The following is a 16,558-nucleotide window of genomic DNA, read 5'->3' as shown; positions in this document are numbered from 1 at the left end:
GACCCTCCGCGAGACGGTGCAGATGTTTACGTGGGCGGTGCCGATGTTCGCGTCCGGGTACTCCTCAGTAACAGTGCAGAAATGTTCAACCCGGACAGTCACATTCCAGGCTACGGTGCCAAGAACGGGCACTCAGGCGCCGCGTGGGGCTCCGAGGCCGGTCGACAGAGATGCGGAGGAGCCCTATGACCGTCGTACGCGTCGCGTTCACCCAGGCCACCTGGACGGGCGACAAGGAGTCGATGATCGCGCTCCACGAGGCCTGGACCCGTGAGGCCGCCTCGCAGGGTGCGCAGATCATCGCGTTCCAGGAGCTGTTCTACGGCCCGTACTTCGGGATCACGCAGGACACCGCCTACTACGACTACGCGGAGGCGGTGCCGGGCCCGACGACCGAGCGGTTCGCCGCGCTGGCCAAGGAGCTCGGCATCGTCATGGTGCTCCCCGTGTACGAGGAGGAGCAGCCCGGCGTCCTCTACAACACGGCCGCGGTCATCGACGCCGACGGCAGCTACCTGGGCAAGTACCGCAAGCACCACATCCCGAACCTGCCGAAGTTCTGGGAGAAGTTCTACTTCCGCCCCGGCAACCTGGGGTACCCGGTGTTCGAGACGGCCGTCGGGACGATCGGCGTGAACATCTGCTACGACCGGCACTTCCCGGAGGGGTGGCGGGTGCTGGCCCTCAACGGCGCGCAGATCGTGTTCAACCCGAACGCCACGGCCCCGGGCATCTCGAACAAGCTGTGGGAGATCGAGCAGCCCGCCGCTGCCGTCGCCAACGGGATCTTCGTCGTCGCGAACAACCGCGTGGGGCTCGAGGACAACGAGTACGGCGACCAGGCGGTCAACTTCTACGGCTCGTCGTACGCCGTCGGACCCGACGGCAACTACGTCGGCGAGGTCGGCTCGTCGACCGAGAACCAGCTGATCGTCCGCGACCTGGACCTCGACCAGATCCGCGTCGTGCGGGAGCGGTGGCAGTTCTTCCGCGACCGCCGGCCGGACGCGTACGGCCCGATCGTGGCTCCGTGACCGAGGAGGCACTGTCATGACGACGCTCATCACCGGCGGCACCCTGGTCAGCGCGACCGGGCGGACGGCCGCCGACGTGCTCATCGACGGCGAGACCATCGCCGCCGTCCTCAGCCCGGGCTCCACGCTGCTCGGGCACGATCTCGCCTCATCCGTCGACGAGGTCATCGACGCCACGGGCAAGTACGTCATCCCCGGCGGCATCGACGCGCACACCCACATGGAGCTCCCGTTCGGGGGCACGAACGCGTCGGACACGTTCGAGAGCGGGACCCGCGCCGCGGCGTGGGGCGGGACGACCACGATCATCGACTTCGCCGTGCAGCGCGCGGGGGAGCGGGTCCTGGACGGGCTCGGGGCGTGGCACGACAAGGCGGCGGGGAACTGCGCGATCGACTACGGGTTCCACCAGATCGTCGGCGGCGTCGACGAGGACTCGCTCAAGGCGATGGAGGGCCTCGTCGCGGAGGGTGTGACCAGCTACAAGCTGTTCATGGCCTACCCGGGGGTCTTCTACTCCGACGACGCACAGATCCTGCGGGCCATGCAGAAGGCGGCCGACCTCGGGCTGCTCACGATGATGCACGCCGAGAACGGCCCGGCGATCGACGTGCTCGCCGCCCAGCTCGTCGCGCAGGGCAAGACCGACCCGTACTTCCACGGCATCGCACGCGCGTGGCAGCTGGAGGAGGAGGCCACGCACCGGGCGATCATGCTGGCCGACGTCACCAACGCCCCGCTGTACGTCGTGCACGTGAGCGCCAAGCAGGCGGTCGCGCAGCTCGCGTGGGCGCGGGACAACGGCAAGAACGTGTTCGGCGAGACGTGTCCGCAGTACCTGTACCTCAGCCTCGAGGAGCAGCTGGGAGCACCAGGCTTCGAGGGCGCCAAGTGGGTGTGCTCCACACCCCTGCGCTCGCGGGCCGAGGGTCACCAGGAGCACATGTGGCAGGCGCTGCGGACCAACGACCTGCAGATGGTCTCCACGGACCACTGCCCCTTCTGCATGAAGGGCCAGAAGGACCTGGGGGTCGGTGACTTCCGGGCCATCCCGAACGGGATCGGCTCGATCGAGCACCGGATGGACCTCATGTACCAGGGGGTCGTGACGGGGCAGATCACGCTGGAGCGGTGGGTCGAGCTCACGTCGACCACCCCGGCGCGGATGTTCGGGCTGTACGGGAGGAAGGGCGTGATCGCACCGGGGGCCGACGCCGACGTCGTGGTCTACGACCCGGCCGGGCACACCTCGATCGGCCTGGGCAAGACCCACCACATGAACATGGACTACTCCGCGTGGGAGGGGTACGAGATCGACGGGCACGTCGACGTCGTCCTGTCGCGAGGGTCCGTCGTGGTCGACGAGACCGGCTTCCGCGGACGCGCCGGGCACGGGAAGTACGTGCCGCGCGGCCTGTCCCAGTACCTCCTGTAGAAGGGCACCCCATGGACTTCGGCGTCGTCCTGCAGACCAACCCACCGGCCTCACGCACCGTCGAGCTGGCGCGCCTGGCCGAGACGCACGGGTTCAGCCACGTGTGGACGTTCGACTCGCACCTGCTGTGGCAGGAGCCGTTCGTCATCTACTCGGCGATCCTCGCGGCCACCCGCCGGGTCATGGTCGGGCCCATGGTGACCAACCCCGCGACGCGGGACTGGACGGTCATCGCGTCCCTGTTCGCCACGCTCAACGAGATGTACGGGAACCGCACGATCTGCGGGATCGGCCGCGGCGACTCCGCGGTGCGGACCCTGCACGGGCGGCCGTCGAACCTGGCGACGCTGCGCGAGTCGGTGCACGTCATCCGCGAGCTGGCGAACGACCGGTCCGTCGAGGTCAACGGCGCGAAGGTGCACTTCCCGTGGTCACGGGGGTCGACGCTCGACATCTGGGTCGCCGCGTACGGTCCGCTGGCACTCCAGCTCACCGGTGAGGTGGGCGACGGGTTCATCCTGCAGCTCGCGGACCCGGACATCGCCGCGTGGACCATCAAGGTGGTGCGGGACGCGGCCGAGCAGGCGGGACGGGACCCCGACGCCGTGAAGTTCTGCGTCGCCGCCCCCATGTACGTCGGCGACGACCGAGAGCACATGCGCGAGCAGTGCCGGTGGTTCGGCGGGATGGTGGGCAACCACGTCGCGGACATCGTCGCCCGGTACGGCGCCGACTCCTCCGTGCCGAAGGCGCTCACCGACTACATCGCCGGCCGGCAGGGCTACGACTACAACGAGCACGGCCGCGCGGGGAACACGCACGCAGCGTTCGTGCCGGACGAGATCGTCGAGCGGTTCTGCATCCTCGGCTCCGCCGCCGAGCACGTCGAGCGGCTCGAGGCCCTGCGCGACCTCGGCGTCACCCAGTTCGCCGGCTACCTCCAGCACGACAACAAGGAGGAGACGATGCGCGTCTACGGGGAGCACGTCATCCCCGCCCTGGCGACCCCGGTCGTGGCCACCGCATGACCGACCTGGCCACCACGCTCGCGCCGGAGCGCACCGCTCCGGTGCCCGTCCGCCCGCGCGAGAGGTCGACGGTGGGCCGACGGATCCTCGTCGGGGTGCTCGCGGTCCTCCTGCTCGCCGCGCTGTGGGAGCTGGTCAAGGTCGTCGTCCCCGACGGCGGCGGGCACCTCGGCGAGGCGAGCGTCCTGCCGCGGACCGACGACCTGGCGATGCCGCACGTGTGGGACATCGTGGACCGGGTGCTCCAGCCGGAGACGTCGGCCACCGGGTCGCCGACGGTGCTGAGCGCGATGCTCTCCGCCTGCTGGTTCACGCTGCGGGTCGCGCTCGCGGGCTGGTTGGTCGGGTCGATCGGCGGGTTGCTGCTCGCCGCGCTCATGCAGCGCTGGCAGCTGGCCGAGTCCGCGCTGGTGCCGTGGGTGGTGCTCAGCCAGACGGTCCCGCTCATCGCGCTCGCGCCGCTGGTGGTCGGCTGGGGCGGGCGCATCCACGTCGGGACGTTCGAGTGGCAGCGGTGGATGTCGGTCGCGCTCATCGCGAGCTACCTGGCGTTCTTCCCCGTGACCATCGGCGCGCTGCGAGGGTTCCAGTCGCCGCCCGCTGCGCAGGTCGAGCTGTTCCGTGCGCAGGCGGCCAGCTGGAACCGGACGATGCTCTCGCTGCGGCTGCCCGCGAGCGTGCCGTACCTCTTGCCCGCGCTGCGGCTCGGGGCGGCGACCGCCGTGGTCGGCGCGATCGTCGCGGAGGTGTCGACCGGCACGAAGGGCGGGATCGGCCGACTGATCATCAGCTACGCCCAGTCCGCGAGCGGCGACCCGGCCAAGCCGTGGGCCGCGATCGCCGCGGCCGCACTGCTCGGGCTGGTCGCCGCCGGCCTGGTGTCCCTGCTCGGGCTCGGTCTGGGCCGGTATCGCTACGCGGAGGTCAGATGAGTGCCGTCGAGGCTCGGGGCGTCGGGAAGGTCTTCTCCTCCCGGTCCGGCGACGTGGTCGCGCTGGAGGGCATCGACCTCACGGTCGCGGCAGGCGAGTTCGTCGCGCTCATCGGTCCGTCCGGCTGTGGCAAGTCGACGCTCCTGCGCCTGATCGCGGACCTCGACGCGCCCACCACCGGTGAGCTCACCGTCTTCGGGAAGACCCCGCAGCAGGCCCGCGAGGCGCAGGACTACGGCATCGCGTTCCAGCAGGCCGGCCTGCTGCCGTGGCGGACCGTGACGGCGAACGTCGAGCTGCCGCTGGAGCTGCACGGCGTGGGCAAGGCGGAGCGGGCCGGGCGGGCGAGGGAGCTGCTCTCGCTCGTCGGGCTCGACGACTTCGCCGGGCACTTCCCGCACCAGCTGTCCGGGGGCATGCAGCAGCGCGTCGCGATCGCGCGGTCGCTCGCGGAGCGGCCCAGCCTGCTGCTCATGGACGAGCCGTTCGGGGCGCTCGACGAGATGACCCGAGAGCGGATGCAGACCGAGCTGGTGCGGATCTGCGCGGAGAGCGGCGCGGCTGTCGTGTTCGTGACGCACTCGATCCCCGAGGCCGTGTTCCTGTCGCAGAGGGTGGTCGTGATGTCGCCGCGACCGGGCCGGATCAGCGCGGTCGTGCCGGTGAACCTCGGCGACGTGCGCGGGGAGGGGCTGCGGGAGGACGCGTCGTTCTTCGCGGCGGTCACCGCCGTCCGCGAGGCGCTGCACGGCACGCCGGTCACGGCGCGCGGGGTGGACCTGCGATGACCGCCTCCGCCGTCCGCCGCTGGGTCGCCCCGGTCGTCCTGGGCGTCCTCGCGCTGCTGCTCTGGCAGGCGTTCGTCGTGGGGGCGGGCATCAAGCCGTACCTGCTGCCGAGCCCGACCGCGATCGTCGAGCAGCTCGTCCTGGTCCTGCCGCTCGTCTGGTCCGCGGCGCTGGCCACGGGCATGAACGTGCTGGTCGGTCTCGTGGTCGGCAGCGTGGTGGCCGTCGGCGCGGCCGTCGTCGCGGCGCGCAGCCGGATGGCCGACACGCTCCTGTCACCGACCGCGGCAGCCCTGTCGGTCATGCCGATCGTCGCCCTGGCGCCCGCGCTGAACACGATGTTCGGCACCACCTCGACGACCCCGCGACGGCTGGTGGTGTCCGTCGTCGTCTTCGCGCCCGTGTTCGTCAACATGCTGCGCGGGCTGCGGCAGGTGCAGCCGGTGCACCGCGACCTGCTGAAGGCCTACGCGGCGACGCCCCGCCAGATCACGCGCACGGTGACGATCCCCGGCGCGCTGCCGTACCTGTTCACCGGCCTGCGGATCGCGTCGTCGACGGCCGTCATCGCCGCGATCGTCGCGGAGTACTTCGGCGGGCTGCAGAACGGCCTCGGCTCGCGCATCACGTCGGCCGCGTCGAACAGCGCCTACGCCCGGGCGTGGGCGTTCGTGCTCGGCGCGATCCTGCTCGGACTCGTGTTCTACCTCGCGACCCTCGCGCTCGAGCGCACCGTCGCGAGGCGCCAAGGGGGCTAGACGTCCGCCTGCCAGCGACGCCAGGCCGGATCCATCGCACAGCCAACGAGAGGATTGATCATGAGACTCAACCGGCTTACGGCGTGGGGCGCGGTCGGCGTCGCCGCAGCGCTCGTCCTGGCGGGATGCAGCTCGGACAGCGGCGGGGAGGCGGAGGAGGAGCCCTCGATGAGCTCCGAGGTGCTGATCCCCGTCAAGCTCCAGCTGCAGTGGTTCACGCAGGCCCAGTTCGCCGGCTACTACGCGGCGATCGACCAGGGGTACTACGTCGACGAGGGTCTCGACGTGCAGATCGTCGAGGGTGGCACCGACATCGTGCCGCAGTCCGTGCTGGCCGACGGCTCGGTCGACTACGCGATCGCGTGGGTGCCCAAGGCGCTCGCGTCGCGCGAGCAGGGCGCCGGGATCACCGACGTCGCCCAGATCTTCCAGAGGTCCGGCACGCTGCAGGTCTCGTTCGCGGACAAGGGCATCTCCACCGCGGCCGACCTCGAGGGCAAGACCGTCGGCAACTGGGGCTACGGCAACGAGTTCGAGCTGTTCGCCGGGATGACCAAGGCGGGCCTCGACCCGGCGACCGACGTCACGCTCGTCCAGCAGCAGTTCGACATGAACGCGTTCCTGGCAGGCGACATCGACGCGGCGCAGGCCATGACCTACAACGAGTACGCGCAGCTGCTCGAGGCGGAGAACCCCGAGACGGGCGAGCTGTACACGGCCGACGACTTCACGGCGATCGACTGGAACGACGAGGGCACGGCGATGCTCCAGGACGCCATCTGGGCGAACTCGGAGAAGCTCGCGTCCGACGAGGAGTACCAGGAGACGACCGTCAAGTTCATCAAGGCGAGCCTCAAGGGGTGGATCTACGCACGCGACAACCCGGAGGAGGCCCGGGACATCGTCGTGGCCCAGGGCTCGCAGCTGGGCAACAGCCACCAGCTGTGGCAGACCAACGAGATCAACAAGCTGATCTGGCCGTCGCCCGACGGCATCGGGATGATCGACGAGGACGCGTGGGCGCAGACCGTCGACGTCGCCCTCACCACGAAGAACGACCAGGGTGCCACCGTCATCACGACCGAGCCCGACGCCGAGGCGTACACGAACGAGTACGTCGAGCAGGCTCTGGCCGAGCTGAGGGACGAGGGCGTCGACGTGTCCGGCGAGGACTTCGAGCCCATCGAGGTCACACTCGAGGCCGGCGGCAACTGAGCAGTCCCCGCGCGCGGGCGTCGAGAACGGCGCCCGCGCGCGGTCCCGCACCAGGAGGAGAGGCACCATGACCACCGACGACGACGCGACGGCGCTGCGTCTCGACCGCGAGCACGTCTTCCACTCGTGGTCGGCGCAGGCACATCTGAACCCGCTGGTCATCGCCGGCGGGCTGGGGTCGACCGTGTGGGACCACGCGGGCCGTCGGTACCTGGACTTCTCCAGCCAGCTGGTGAACACCAACATCGGCCACCAGCACCCCCGGGTGGTGGCGGCGATCCAGGAGCAGGCCGCGACGCTCACGACGGTGGCGCCCGCGACGGCGAACCTCACGCGTGGCCGCGCCGCCGAGAAGGTGCTCAGCCACGCGCCCGACGGCTTCAGCAGCGTCTTCTTCACCAACGGCGGGGCCGACGCCAACGAGAACGCGATCCGGATGGCCCGCCTGCACACCGGCCGCGACAAGGTGGTGTCGGCGTACCGCTCGTACCACGGCAACACCGGTGCGGCCGTGGTGGCGACGGGGGACTGGCGGCGCGTGCCCAACGAGTACGCCCGGGGGCACGTGCACCACTTCGGGCCGTACCTGTACCGCTCGGAGTTCTGGGCGACCACCCCCGAGCAGGAGTCCGAGCGTGCGCTGCACCACCTGGAGCGCGTGATCCAGGCCGAGGGGCCGTCGTCGGTCGCGGCGATCCTGCTGGAGACCATCCCCGGCACGGCGGGCGTGCTCGTCCCGCCGCCCGGGTACCTCGCCGGCGTCCGCGCGATCGCCGACCGGTACGGCATCCTGCTCATCCTCGACGAGGTCATGGCCGGGTTCGGCCGGACCGGGCAGTGGTTCGCCTTCGACTCGTTCGACGTCGTGCCGGACCTCATCACGTTCGCCAAGGGGGTCAACTCCGGCTACGTCCCCGCGGGCGGCGTGATCCTCAGCGAGCCGATCGCGAAGACCTTCGACGACCGCGTGTTCCCCGGCGGGCTGACCTACTCGGGGCACCCGCTCGCGATGGGCTCGATCGTCGCGGCGCTCGACGCGATGGCCGACGAGGGCATCGTCGAGAACGCCGCCGCGATCGGCCGCGACGTCCTGGGTCCCGGCCTGGCGGAGCTGGCCGCGACGAACCCCCTGGTCGGCGAGGTGCGTGGGCTCGGGGTGTTCTGGGCCGTCGAGCTGGTCACGGACCAGGCCACGCGCGAGCCCGTCGACGCCGCGCTCATGGGCCGGGTCAAGGCGGGTGCGCTGGCCCGCGGGCTGCTCCCGTTCCTCGCGGACAACCGCGTGCACGTCGTGCCGCCGTGCGTCGTCACCCCCGACGAGGCGGAGACCGGTCTCGGACTGCTGACCGAGGTCCTCGCCGAGGTCGCCTAGCCTTCTGCCCAGCCCCGCCACCACCCTTCTGGAGTTCCGCATGAGCACAAGCACGCCCCGACGCGCCCTCGTCACGGGTGCCTCCTCCGGGATCGGCGCCGCGACCGTCCGGCGGCTGCGCGCTGAGGGCTGGGACGTCGTCGCGACCGCTCGGCGCGCCGACCGCCTGGCCGCGCTGGCCGACCAGACCGGTGCGGACACGATCGTCGCCGACGTCACGGACGACGCCGACGTCGCGCGGCTCGCGGCGCAGGTGGCCGACGGCGGGCCGCTCGACGCGCTGGTCAACAACGCGGGCGGCGCGTTCGGCCTCGACCCGGTGGAGTCGTCGAGCCTCGACCACTGGCGCCAGATGTACGAGCTCAACGTCCTGGGCACCCTGCGGGTCACGCAGGCGCTGCTCCCGCACCTGCGCGAGGGGGACGGCGGCGACATCGTCGTCGTGACCTCCACCGCCGCGCACGGGACGTACGAGGGCGGTGCGGGCTACGTCGGCGCCAAGCACGCCGAGCGGATGCTCGCGACGACGCTGCGCTGGGAGATCCTCGGCGAGCCGATCCGGGTCATCGAGATCGCACCGGGCGCCGTCGCCACCGAGGAGTTCTCGATGGTCCGGTTCGACGGGGACAGCGAGCGGGCCGCCGCCGTGTACGCCGGGTACGAGCCGCTCGTCGCGGACGACGTCGCCGACGCGATCGCGTGGACGCTCGGCCGGCCGCCGCACGTCAACATCGACCTCCTGGTGGTCCGCCCGCGCGCACAGGCGAGCAACAACCGGATCGTGCGGACCGACGCCTGAGATCGACCAGGCAACTGTCGGAGGGCCTCCGTAGGGTGGAGACGTGCCCTCCGCTCCACCCGCACGACCTCCCGAGTCCACCACCAGGGTCCTTCTGCGCCTGCGTCGCTGGGCGAGGCCTGCGCTCCCGCGGATCGCGCTCGGCGGGCTGACCGCCCTCGGCGCGTCCCTGCTCGCGCTCGCGGTGCCGCAGGTCCTGCGCGTGATCGTCAACGGTCCGCTGCTGACGGAGGGGTCGCAGCGCGGCGTGATCCTCGGCGCGCTGCTCGTGCTCGGGCTGGGTGTGCTCGAGGCGTTCCTCGTGTGGTGCCGACGTGCGCTCATCCTCACGCCGGGCACGACGGTCGAGCGGGACATGCGCACCGACCTGTTCCAGCACCTGCTCGACCTGCCCGTGGAGTTCCACGATCGCTGGTCGGGCGGTCAGCTGCTGTCGAGGATCATGTCCGACCTCGGGACGATCCGGCGGTGGACCGTGTTCGGGCTCGTGATGCTGCTGGTCAGCGGCACGACGGTCGTCGTCGGCATCGGACTGATGATCGCGACCAGCTGGGTGCTCGGGCTGGTGTACCTCGTCGGTGCGGTGCCCATGATCTGGCTGGGCTTCCGGTTCCGCGAGGACTACAAGGTCGTCGCACGGCGGGCCCGGGACCAGGCCGGGGACCTGGCCACGACGGTCGAGGAGTCCGTGCACGGCATCCGGGTGCTCAAGGCCTTCGGCCGCGGCGACGACGCGCTCGACGACTTCGCCCGGCAGGCCGACGAGCTGCGCAGCACCGAGGTGCACAAGGCCAGGACGCTCTCCCGCGTCTCGTTCGCGCTGGGGGCCATCCCGGAGGCGATCCTCGCGGTGTCGCTCGGGTTCGGGGTCGTCCTGACCTCCCGCAGCGAGCTCAGCGTGGGCGCGCTGGTCGCGTTCTTCGCCACCGCGGCGGTCGTGAACAGCCCGGTGGAACGCCTCGGGATGCTGCTCGCGATGACGCTCGACGCGAAGGCCGCGACCGACCGGTACCTGCAGGTCATGGACACCGGCTCGGCCGTGCGGGACCCCGCTCAGCCGGTCGCCCTGCCCGTCGCCGACCCGGCCGGCTCGCGGGTGGAGCTGTCGGGCGTCCACTTCGCGCACCCGCGCACCGCCACGGCGGACGGGCAGCCCCGGGGCGGGACGGACATCCTCGCCGGCATCGACCTGGTCCTGGAGCCGGGCGAGACCATGGCGCTCGTCGGGCTCACCGGCAGCGGCAAGACGACCCTGCTCCAGCTGGTCCCGCGGCTCTACGACGTCACCGCGGGCAGCGTCCGGATCGACGGGGTGGACGTGCGCGACCTGAGCCGGGCGGACCTGCGTGCGGCCGTGTCGATCGCGTTCGAGGACCCGATCCTGTTCTCGGCGTCGGTGCGCGAGAACGTGCTGCTCGGGAGCGACCTGACCGGGCAGGCCGCCGACGACCTGGTGGCCGAGGCGCTCGACGTCGCCCGCGCCGGGTTCGCCCACCGGCTGCCCGACGGGCTCGACACGATCATCGGCGAGGAGGGTCTCAGCCTCTCCGGCGGGCAGCGGCAGCGGATCGCCCTGGCCCGCGCGATCGCCGTCCGCCCCCGCGTGCTGCTGCTCGACGACCCGCTCTCGGCCCTCGACGTCACCACGGAGGCCGCGGTGACGGCGCGACTGCGCGAGATGCTCACCGGGACCACCACCCTCGTCGTCGCGCACCGGCCCTCGACGGTCGCGCTGGCTGACCGGGTGGCGGTGCTGGAGGACGGGCGCATCACCGGCGTCGGCAGGCACGCCGACCTCCTCTCCACGCACCCGCACTACCGGTACGTGCTGACCGCGCTGTCGGCGCTGGACGACGCGGACGGCACGGACGACGCGGAGTCGGACGAGCTCGCGCAGGTGCGGCCGTGAGCGCGCCGGTGAGCACCGTGACCGCCGAGGGCTCCGACGACGCGACCTCGGCCGCCGAGTCACGACGGATCCGGCGCCGGTCCCTCGGCCTGCTGCGGTCCCTGCTCCGGCCGGTCGCCGGTGCCGCGTGGGCGACCGCCGCGCTGGTCGTCGGCGCGCAGCTCGCGGCCGTCGCCGGTCCCGCGCTCGTCGCCTACGGCATCGACCAGGCGCTCCCGGCGCTCACGGACGGCGACGCCGGACCGATCACGCTCGCGACCGCCGCCTACCTCGCAGCCGCGCTGCTCGGCGGGCTGCTGACGGCCGCGACCGTCCGGGCGTCGGCCCGCGTGAGCCAGACGATGCTGCTCGACCTGCGGCGCCGGGTGTTCCGGCACACGCAGCGCCTCAGCCTGGAGTTCCACGAGAAGTACACGTCGGGCCGGATCATCTCGCGGCAGACCTCGGACGTGGACGCGCTGCGCGAGCTCCTCGACGGCGGCGTGACCACGCTGGCGTCGGGCGTGCTCGCGATGGTGTTCACCGCGGTGTCGCTCGTGCTCCTCGACTGGCGCAGCGGGCTCGTGCTCCTCATCGCGGTCGTGCCCGGTGTCGTCCTCACGCGGTGGTTCCAGGTGCGGTCGCAGGTGCAGTACCGCAAGCAGCGGACGGCGGCGGCGCGGCTCATCGTCCGGTTCGTCGAGACGATGACCGGCATCCGCGCGGTGCAGGCGTTCCGCCGCGAGCCCCAGGTACGGGGTGTCTACGGCGAGCTGGCCGAGGACTACCGCGACACCAACGCCAGGTCGATCCGGCTGAACGGCGTCTTCGACACGGGCCTGACGCTGATCGGGAACGTCACGGTCGCGGCGGTCCTGCTGGTCGGCGGCCTGCGTGCGCTGGAGGGCGGCATCGAGGTCGGGGTGCTCGTCGCCGCGGTGCTGTACGCACGGCGGTTCTTCAACCCGCTGCAGCAGATCGGGATGTTCTACAACTCGTTCCAGTCCGCGACCGCGGCACTCGAGAAGCTCGCGTCGCTGCTCGCCGAGGAGCCGACCGTCCCGGAACCCGTGCACCCGCAGCGGCTCGCTCAGGCCCGCGGCGACGTGCGGTTCGACGACGTCGAGTTCGGCTACGGCACCGGGCCCACGGTCCTGCCCCACGTCGACCTGCACATCCCGGCCGGGCAGTCGATCGCCCTCGTCGGCGAGACGGGCGCCGGCAAGTCGACGATCGCGAAGCTGCTCGCCCGGTTCTACGACGTCCGCGAGGGAGCCGTGCGCCTCGACGGGCTCGACCTGCGCGACATCGAGCCCGCCGACCTGCGACGGGCCGTCGTGATGGTGACGCAGGAGGCGTACCTGTTCTCGGGCTCGATCAGCGCGAACATCGCGCTCGGCAAGCCCGAGGCCACCCCGGCGGAGATCGAGGCGGCTGCGCGTGCGGTCGGCGTGCACGACCTCGTCGCGGCGATGCCCGACGGGTACGACACCGAGGCGGACAAGCGCGGTGTGCGGCTGTCGGCCGGGCAGCGCCAGCTGGTGTCGTTCGCGCGCGCGTTCCTGGCGGACCCGGCGCTGCTGATCCTCGACGAGGCGACCAGCTCGCTGGACCTCCCGGGGGAGGCGCTGGTCCAGGTCGGCCTGCAGACCCTGCTCGCCGACCGCACGTCGGTCGTCATCGCGCACCGTCTCTCGACGGTCATGGGGTCGGACCGCGTGCTGGTCATCGAGGACGGCCGCATCATCGAGGACGGCTCGCCCACCGAGCTCGTGGCGGCCGGTGGTCGGTTCGCGGACCTGCACGCCGACTGGCAGCGCTCGCTGCGCCGGACCGCGTAGACGACGTCAGCCGCTCGTCCCGAGCCCTTCCTCCCGGGCGCGCACGATCGCGGCCGACCGGTCGGGCAGCGCCAGCCGTGCCAGCACGTTCGCCAGGTGGTTGCGCACCGTCTTGGGACTGAGACGCAGGCGCCGGGCGATCGTCTCGTTGTCGAGCCCGGCGGCCACCAGGTCGAGGACCTCGCGCTCCCGGTCGGTGAGCTGCGGGAACGGCAGACGCGCGGCGGTCCGCCCACCGAGCACGTAGGCCATCGCGCGCTGCGCCACGGCGGGCGACAGGATCATCTCGCCCGCCGCCACGGCGCGGACGGCACGTTCCACGGCGTCGGGCGGTGCGGACTTCACCAGGTACCCCCGCGCGCCGGCGCGGACGGCCGCCACGACGGCGTCGTCGTCCTCGTGCATGGTGACCACGAGCACGCGCAGGTCCGGGTGCTGCTGCAGGAGCTCGCGGGTGAGGTCGATGCCGGAGCCGTCGCCGAGGTCGAGGTCCATGAGCACGACGTCGGCGTCGGTGCCGGAGGCGAGCAGGGGTCCGGCCTCCCGGGCGCTGGCGGCCTGCCCGGTCACGCGGATGCCGGGCAGCGAGTCGAGCAGCGCGGCCATGCCGATCCGGAACACGGGGTGGTCGTCGACGACCACGACGCTGATGGTCACGAGAGGCTCCGGACGAGGGCGGGGTCGAGGGGCAGGACGGCGTGCACGCGCGTGCCGCCGGGAGGGTGGGGCTCGACCGTGACGACGCCACCCAGCTCGTCGGCACGCTCGCGCATCGACCGCAGGCCCACGCCGGACGGTGACCCGGCGGGAATCCCGCTGCCGAGGTCGAGCACGATGACCACGAGCGAGGCGTCCTGGACGGTCACGCTCACCGTGCAGCCCTCGGCGCCGCTGTACCGGGACGCGTTGACCACGGACTCGCTGACGATCGCGTAGGCGGCGGCGGTCACCCGGGGGTCGAGGTCGGTGAGGTCGTCGGCGGCCAGGTCCAGCCGCACGTCGAAACCGCCGTCGCCGGTTCGTCGGGCGAGCTCGCGCAAGGCCGGCCCGAGACCTTCGCTGTCGAGCAGCGGCGGGAGCAGGCTCCGCGAGAGCAGCCGCACGTCCTGTACACGCTGCTCCACCTCGGCCTGGAGGGCGTCCAGGATCGTGTCGGCTGCCGCCGGGTCGCGGGTCAGGGTGTTCCGAGCGCCCTGCAGCCCGAGCCGCAGCCCCGAGAGCCACGGGCCGATGCCGTCGTGCAGCTCGCGGCGGATCAGCCGGCGCTCGGCGAGCCGGGCGCGGGTGGCGGCGTCGCGGGCGCGCTCGAGGTCCGCCGCGCCCTGCACGAGGGCGAGCCCGGCCGCGACGACGGGCAGCAGGTGGTCGAGGGACTCGCCGGTCCGCGCGTCGAGCCGTTCGCCGGGCCGGACCGTGACGGCGAGGGAGCCGATCGGGCGGCCCGCGTGCTCGAGCGTCCGGCGGACGGGCGTCGACGTCGCGGCGCCCCACTGCGCGGTGTGCTCGTCGCCCGTCACCGTCACCGACTCGAGCCGCAGCGACTCGGCCACCGCAGACGTGAGCCCGTCGAGGAGCTCGGTGCCGCCCGCGAGCTGGCGCCCGACCCGCAGCGCGGCGCTGCTGGTCGACTCGCCGTAGACGAGCGCGCGGACGCGGCGGCCGAGCCAGGAGTGCACGGGCTGCACCGCCACCGCGACGCCGACGGTCGCGATCACCTGCGCGACGGCCCCACCGCCCACCGCGACCGTCGCGGCGACGAGGACGAGCGCGTACACGACCGCGAGCCCGAGGGTGAGCAGACCGGCCACGGCCGCCCGGCTGACCGCCAGGTCGATGCCCCACAGCCGGTTGCGCAGCACGGTGACCAGCAGCGCGACGGGGAACAGCGCCTGGCACGCGAGGTGCGCCAGGGGTACGGCGAAGATCATCTCGGGCGGGGAGTCGACGAGCAGGAGCGGCACGAACGACAGGGCCATCAGGGCGGTGCCGACGGTGAGCAGTCCCAGCCCGGGTCGCTCGCGCACGGGACCGCGCCGGTACCGCCAGCCGGTCGCGGCAGCGGTGACCAGGCCGAGCACGACGACGCCCGCCAGGAGCGTGGTGTTGTCGGCCATGGGCAGGAGCAGGCGCTGGACCGTCAGAGCGAGGGTCAGCAGGGCTCCCGCGACCATCCCCGTCCAGGCGCCACGGGACAACGGCGAGTCCCGGACCAGCCACGGCACGACGAGGAAGAGCGCGAGCGTGCCGGGCACCCAGGCCCAGCTCACGGTCGCGGTCAGGACGGGCAGCTCGGGGAGGGTCGGGTGGCCCGACTGGTACGTCCCCCACGCGCTGCCCAGCGCGGCGAGCGCGCCGCCGGCACCGGTGAGCGCGACGAGCCAGCCGACGGGGTGCGAGCGACGGGCCAGGATGACGGCGCCGACCGTCCCGTAGACCACGCCCACCATCGCGTCGACGACGAAGAAGAGCAGGTCGGGGTCCATCGCCACGCGGGCCGCGACGCGCAGGACGACGGCGGCGAGCGTGACCGCCCAGGTCAGGACGGCGACGACCACGGCGAGCCGAGGGTGTCCGGAGCGGCGGGCGTCGTCGTCGGCCACCGTCATGGCGCCACCGTAGGGGGTGCCTCCGTGGCCGCGGTACGCCCCCGCGAGGGTGAACCTCGCGGGGGCGTGGAGCGTGTTCACCTCAGCGACGGTCGCCGAGGGCGAACCCGAGCGCGACGACCAGCAGCCAGACGGGTCCGGTGAACCCGGCCATGTACTGCAGGGGCGACAGCCCGGCGATCAGGGTGAGCCCGCCGAGCACGACGCTGACGGCGCCGACCCAGCGGGGCGCGGCCGAGTGCCGGAACGCGGCGACGGCGAGCGCGACGCCCGAGAGCCCGGCGCCGAGCCACAGCCAGGAGATGGTCGCCACCCAGTCGGTGTAGAACGCGGCGGACTCGGGCACGAGCACGTCCGGGTCGGACAGGGCCAGCGAGAACTGCGTGTCCAGACCGCTGCCCAGCAGGAGCGCGACGGACACGAGCACGAGCCCCCAGGCAGCCACGGTCCCGTGCAGTGAGCCGTCCGGGGTGCGCTGGTCGATCCGGCGCTTGAGCCCGGCCGCGAAGACGGGGATCACCACGGCGCACGCGGCGGCGAGCACGTGGAAGACCAGGAACGAGGACTGCTTCGTCGCCGCGTCGGCGAGCATCGCGACCGCATCGCCCTGGGTCTTGTCCCAGTCGACGGACGCGGCGAGCGACGCCTGGATGGTGGCCAGGCCGAGGGCCCCGGCGGCGACGCCCGTCCACGCCCACGCGCGGCTGCTGCCGGGGACGGATCGACGGGTCTGGCCGGCGGACGGCTCGACGGTGGTGCTGGACATCGATGTGCTCCTTCGGGTCGGCGCCGGTGGGCTCACCGGCGATCTCCCGAGGAGCGTCGGCGGGCGCGCGTCCCGGGCACCAGGGCGCGACGCCCG

General features: G+C 72.4%; 14 protein-coding genes. 11 read left to right on the top strand and 3 right to left on the bottom strand.

All coding sequences use genetic code 11. The annotated features are described in order from the left end of the window. Positions 1–185: 185 nt before the first annotated feature. The 11 genes from CTE05_RS16330 to CTE05_RS16280 all read left to right on the top strand — a co-directional run bounded on the left by CTE05_RS16330 (position 186) and on the right by CTE05_RS16280 (position 13,090). Entirely contained in the window at positions 186–1,034 is an 849-nt protein-coding gene (locus CTE05_RS16330) for a nitrilase-related carbon-nitrogen hydrolase (protein ID WP_146847374.1), read from the top strand. 16 nt (positions 1,035–1,050) lie between these two features. Beyond that, entirely contained in the window at positions 1,051–2,469 is a 1,419-nt protein-coding gene (gene hydA, locus CTE05_RS16325) for a dihydropyrimidinase (protein WP_146847373.1), read from the top strand. Between the two features lie 11 nt (positions 2,470–2,480). Beyond that, on the top strand, positions 2,481–3,497 hold the full coding sequence (locus CTE05_RS16320) for a TIGR03842 family LLM class F420-dependent oxidoreductase (RefSeq protein WP_146847372.1): 1,017 nt from the start codon (positions 2,481–2,483) through the stop codon (positions 3,495–3,497). Beyond that, positions 3,494–4,429 carry an ABC transporter permease gene (locus CTE05_RS16315; protein ID WP_146847371.1) on the top strand — a complete coding sequence of 312 codons (936 nt, stop codon included), beginning with the start codon at positions 3,494–3,496 and terminating at the stop codon, positions 4,427–4,429. Before CTE05_RS16320 ends, CTE05_RS16315 begins: the two co-directional genes overlap by 4 nt. Continuing rightward, entirely contained in the window at positions 4,426–5,217 is a 792-nt protein-coding gene (locus CTE05_RS16310; protein ID WP_146847370.1) for an ABC transporter ATP-binding protein, read from the top strand. Before CTE05_RS16315 ends, CTE05_RS16310 begins: the two co-directional genes overlap by 4 nt. Continuing rightward, a complete protein-coding gene (locus tag CTE05_RS16305) occupies positions 5,214–5,975 on the top strand; it encodes an ABC transporter permease (protein WP_146847369.1) in 762 nt (253 codons plus the stop codon). The genes CTE05_RS16310 and CTE05_RS16305 overlap by 4 nt, the downstream gene beginning before the upstream one ends. Before the next feature lie 60 nt (positions 5,976–6,035). Next, positions 6,036–7,190, top strand: a complete 1,155-nt coding sequence (locus CTE05_RS16300; RefSeq protein WP_146847368.1) for an ABC transporter substrate-binding protein — start codon at positions 6,036–6,038, stop codon at positions 7,188–7,190. 67 nt (positions 7,191–7,257) lie between these two features. Then, a complete protein-coding gene (locus CTE05_RS16295) occupies positions 7,258–8,562 on the top strand; it encodes an aspartate aminotransferase family protein (protein ID WP_146847367.1) in 1,305 nt (434 codons plus the stop codon). 40 nt (positions 8,563–8,602) lie between these two features. Then, positions 8,603–9,361 carry an SDR family oxidoreductase gene (locus CTE05_RS16290; RefSeq protein WP_146847366.1) on the top strand — a complete coding sequence of 253 codons (759 nt, stop codon included), beginning with the start codon at positions 8,603–8,605 and terminating at the stop codon, positions 9,359–9,361. Positions 9,362–9,404: 43 nt separating this feature from the next. Beyond that, complete coding sequence (locus tag CTE05_RS16285; protein ID WP_146847365.1) at positions 9,405–11,270, top strand: ABC transporter ATP-binding protein; 1,866 nt, start codon at positions 9,405–9,407, stop codon at positions 11,268–11,270. Then, complete coding sequence (locus tag CTE05_RS16280) at positions 11,267–13,090, top strand: ABC transporter ATP-binding protein (protein WP_146847364.1); 1,824 nt, start codon at positions 11,267–11,269, stop codon at positions 13,088–13,090. Before CTE05_RS16285 ends, CTE05_RS16280 begins: the two co-directional genes overlap by 4 nt. Before the next feature lie 6 nt (positions 13,091–13,096). Here CTE05_RS16280 and CTE05_RS16275 read toward each other — a convergent pair whose 3' ends face one another. From CTE05_RS16275 to CTE05_RS16265, 3 genes are all read right to left on the bottom strand, one after another. Further along, positions 13,097–13,747, bottom strand: coding sequence for a response regulator (locus tag CTE05_RS16275; RefSeq protein ID WP_146847363.1), 651 nt, complete (start codon positions 13,745–13,747; stop codon positions 13,097–13,099). Beyond that, entirely contained in the window at positions 13,744–15,696 is a 1,953-nt protein-coding gene (locus CTE05_RS16270; protein ID WP_146847362.1) for a sensor histidine kinase, read from the bottom strand. The genes CTE05_RS16275 and CTE05_RS16270 overlap by 4 nt, the downstream gene beginning before the upstream one ends. Positions 15,697–15,778: 82 nt before the next feature. Further along, on the bottom strand, positions 15,779–16,462 hold the full coding sequence (locus CTE05_RS16265; protein WP_146847361.1) for a hypothetical protein: 684 nt from the start codon (positions 16,460–16,462) through the stop codon (positions 15,779–15,781). Positions 16,463–16,558 lie beyond the last annotated feature (96 nt).

It is taken from the genome of Cellulomonas terrae (assembly GCF_007990265.1).
GTDB lineage: Bacteria > Actinomycetota > Actinomycetes > Actinomycetales > Cellulomonadaceae > Cellulomonas > Cellulomonas terrae.
This window is presented reverse-complemented; position numbering and strand designations above follow the sequence as displayed.

What these genes read in the sequence shown, in the direction of transcription:
- CTE05_RS16330 (WP_146847374.1), top strand. Translation starts at nt 186, where the DNA reads ATGACCGTCGTACGCGTCGCGTTCACCCAGGCCACCTGGACGGGCGAC.
- hydA (WP_146847373.1), top strand. Translation starts at nt 1,051, where the DNA reads ATGACGACGCTCATCACCGGCGGCACCCTGGTCAGCGCGACCGGGCGG.
- CTE05_RS16320 (WP_146847372.1), top strand. Translation starts at nt 2,481, where the DNA reads ATGGACTTCGGCGTCGTCCTGCAGACCAACCCACCGGCCTCACGCACC.
- CTE05_RS16315 (WP_146847371.1), top strand. Translation starts at nt 3,494, where the DNA reads ATGACCGACCTGGCCACCACGCTCGCGCCGGAGCGCACCGCTCCGGTG.
- CTE05_RS16310 (WP_146847370.1), top strand. Translation starts at nt 4,426, where the DNA reads ATGAGTGCCGTCGAGGCTCGGGGCGTCGGGAAGGTCTTCTCCTCCCGG.
- CTE05_RS16305 (WP_146847369.1), top strand. Translation starts at nt 5,214, where the DNA reads ATGACCGCCTCCGCCGTCCGCCGCTGGGTCGCCCCGGTCGTCCTGGGC.
- CTE05_RS16300 (WP_146847368.1), top strand. Translation starts at nt 6,036, where the DNA reads ATGAGACTCAACCGGCTTACGGCGTGGGGCGCGGTCGGCGTCGCCGCA.
- CTE05_RS16295 (WP_146847367.1), top strand. Translation starts at nt 7,258, where the DNA reads ATGACCACCGACGACGACGCGACGGCGCTGCGTCTCGACCGCGAGCAC.
- CTE05_RS16290 (WP_146847366.1), top strand. Translation starts at nt 8,603, where the DNA reads ATGAGCACAAGCACGCCCCGACGCGCCCTCGTCACGGGTGCCTCCTCC.
- CTE05_RS16270 (WP_146847362.1), bottom strand. Translation starts at nt 15,696, where the DNA reads ATGACGGTGGCCGACGACGACGCCCGCCGCTCCGGACACCCTCGGCTC.
- CTE05_RS16265 (WP_146847361.1), bottom strand. Translation starts at nt 16,462, where the DNA reads ATGTCCAGCACCACCGTCGAGCCGTCCGCCGGCCAGACCCGTCGATCC.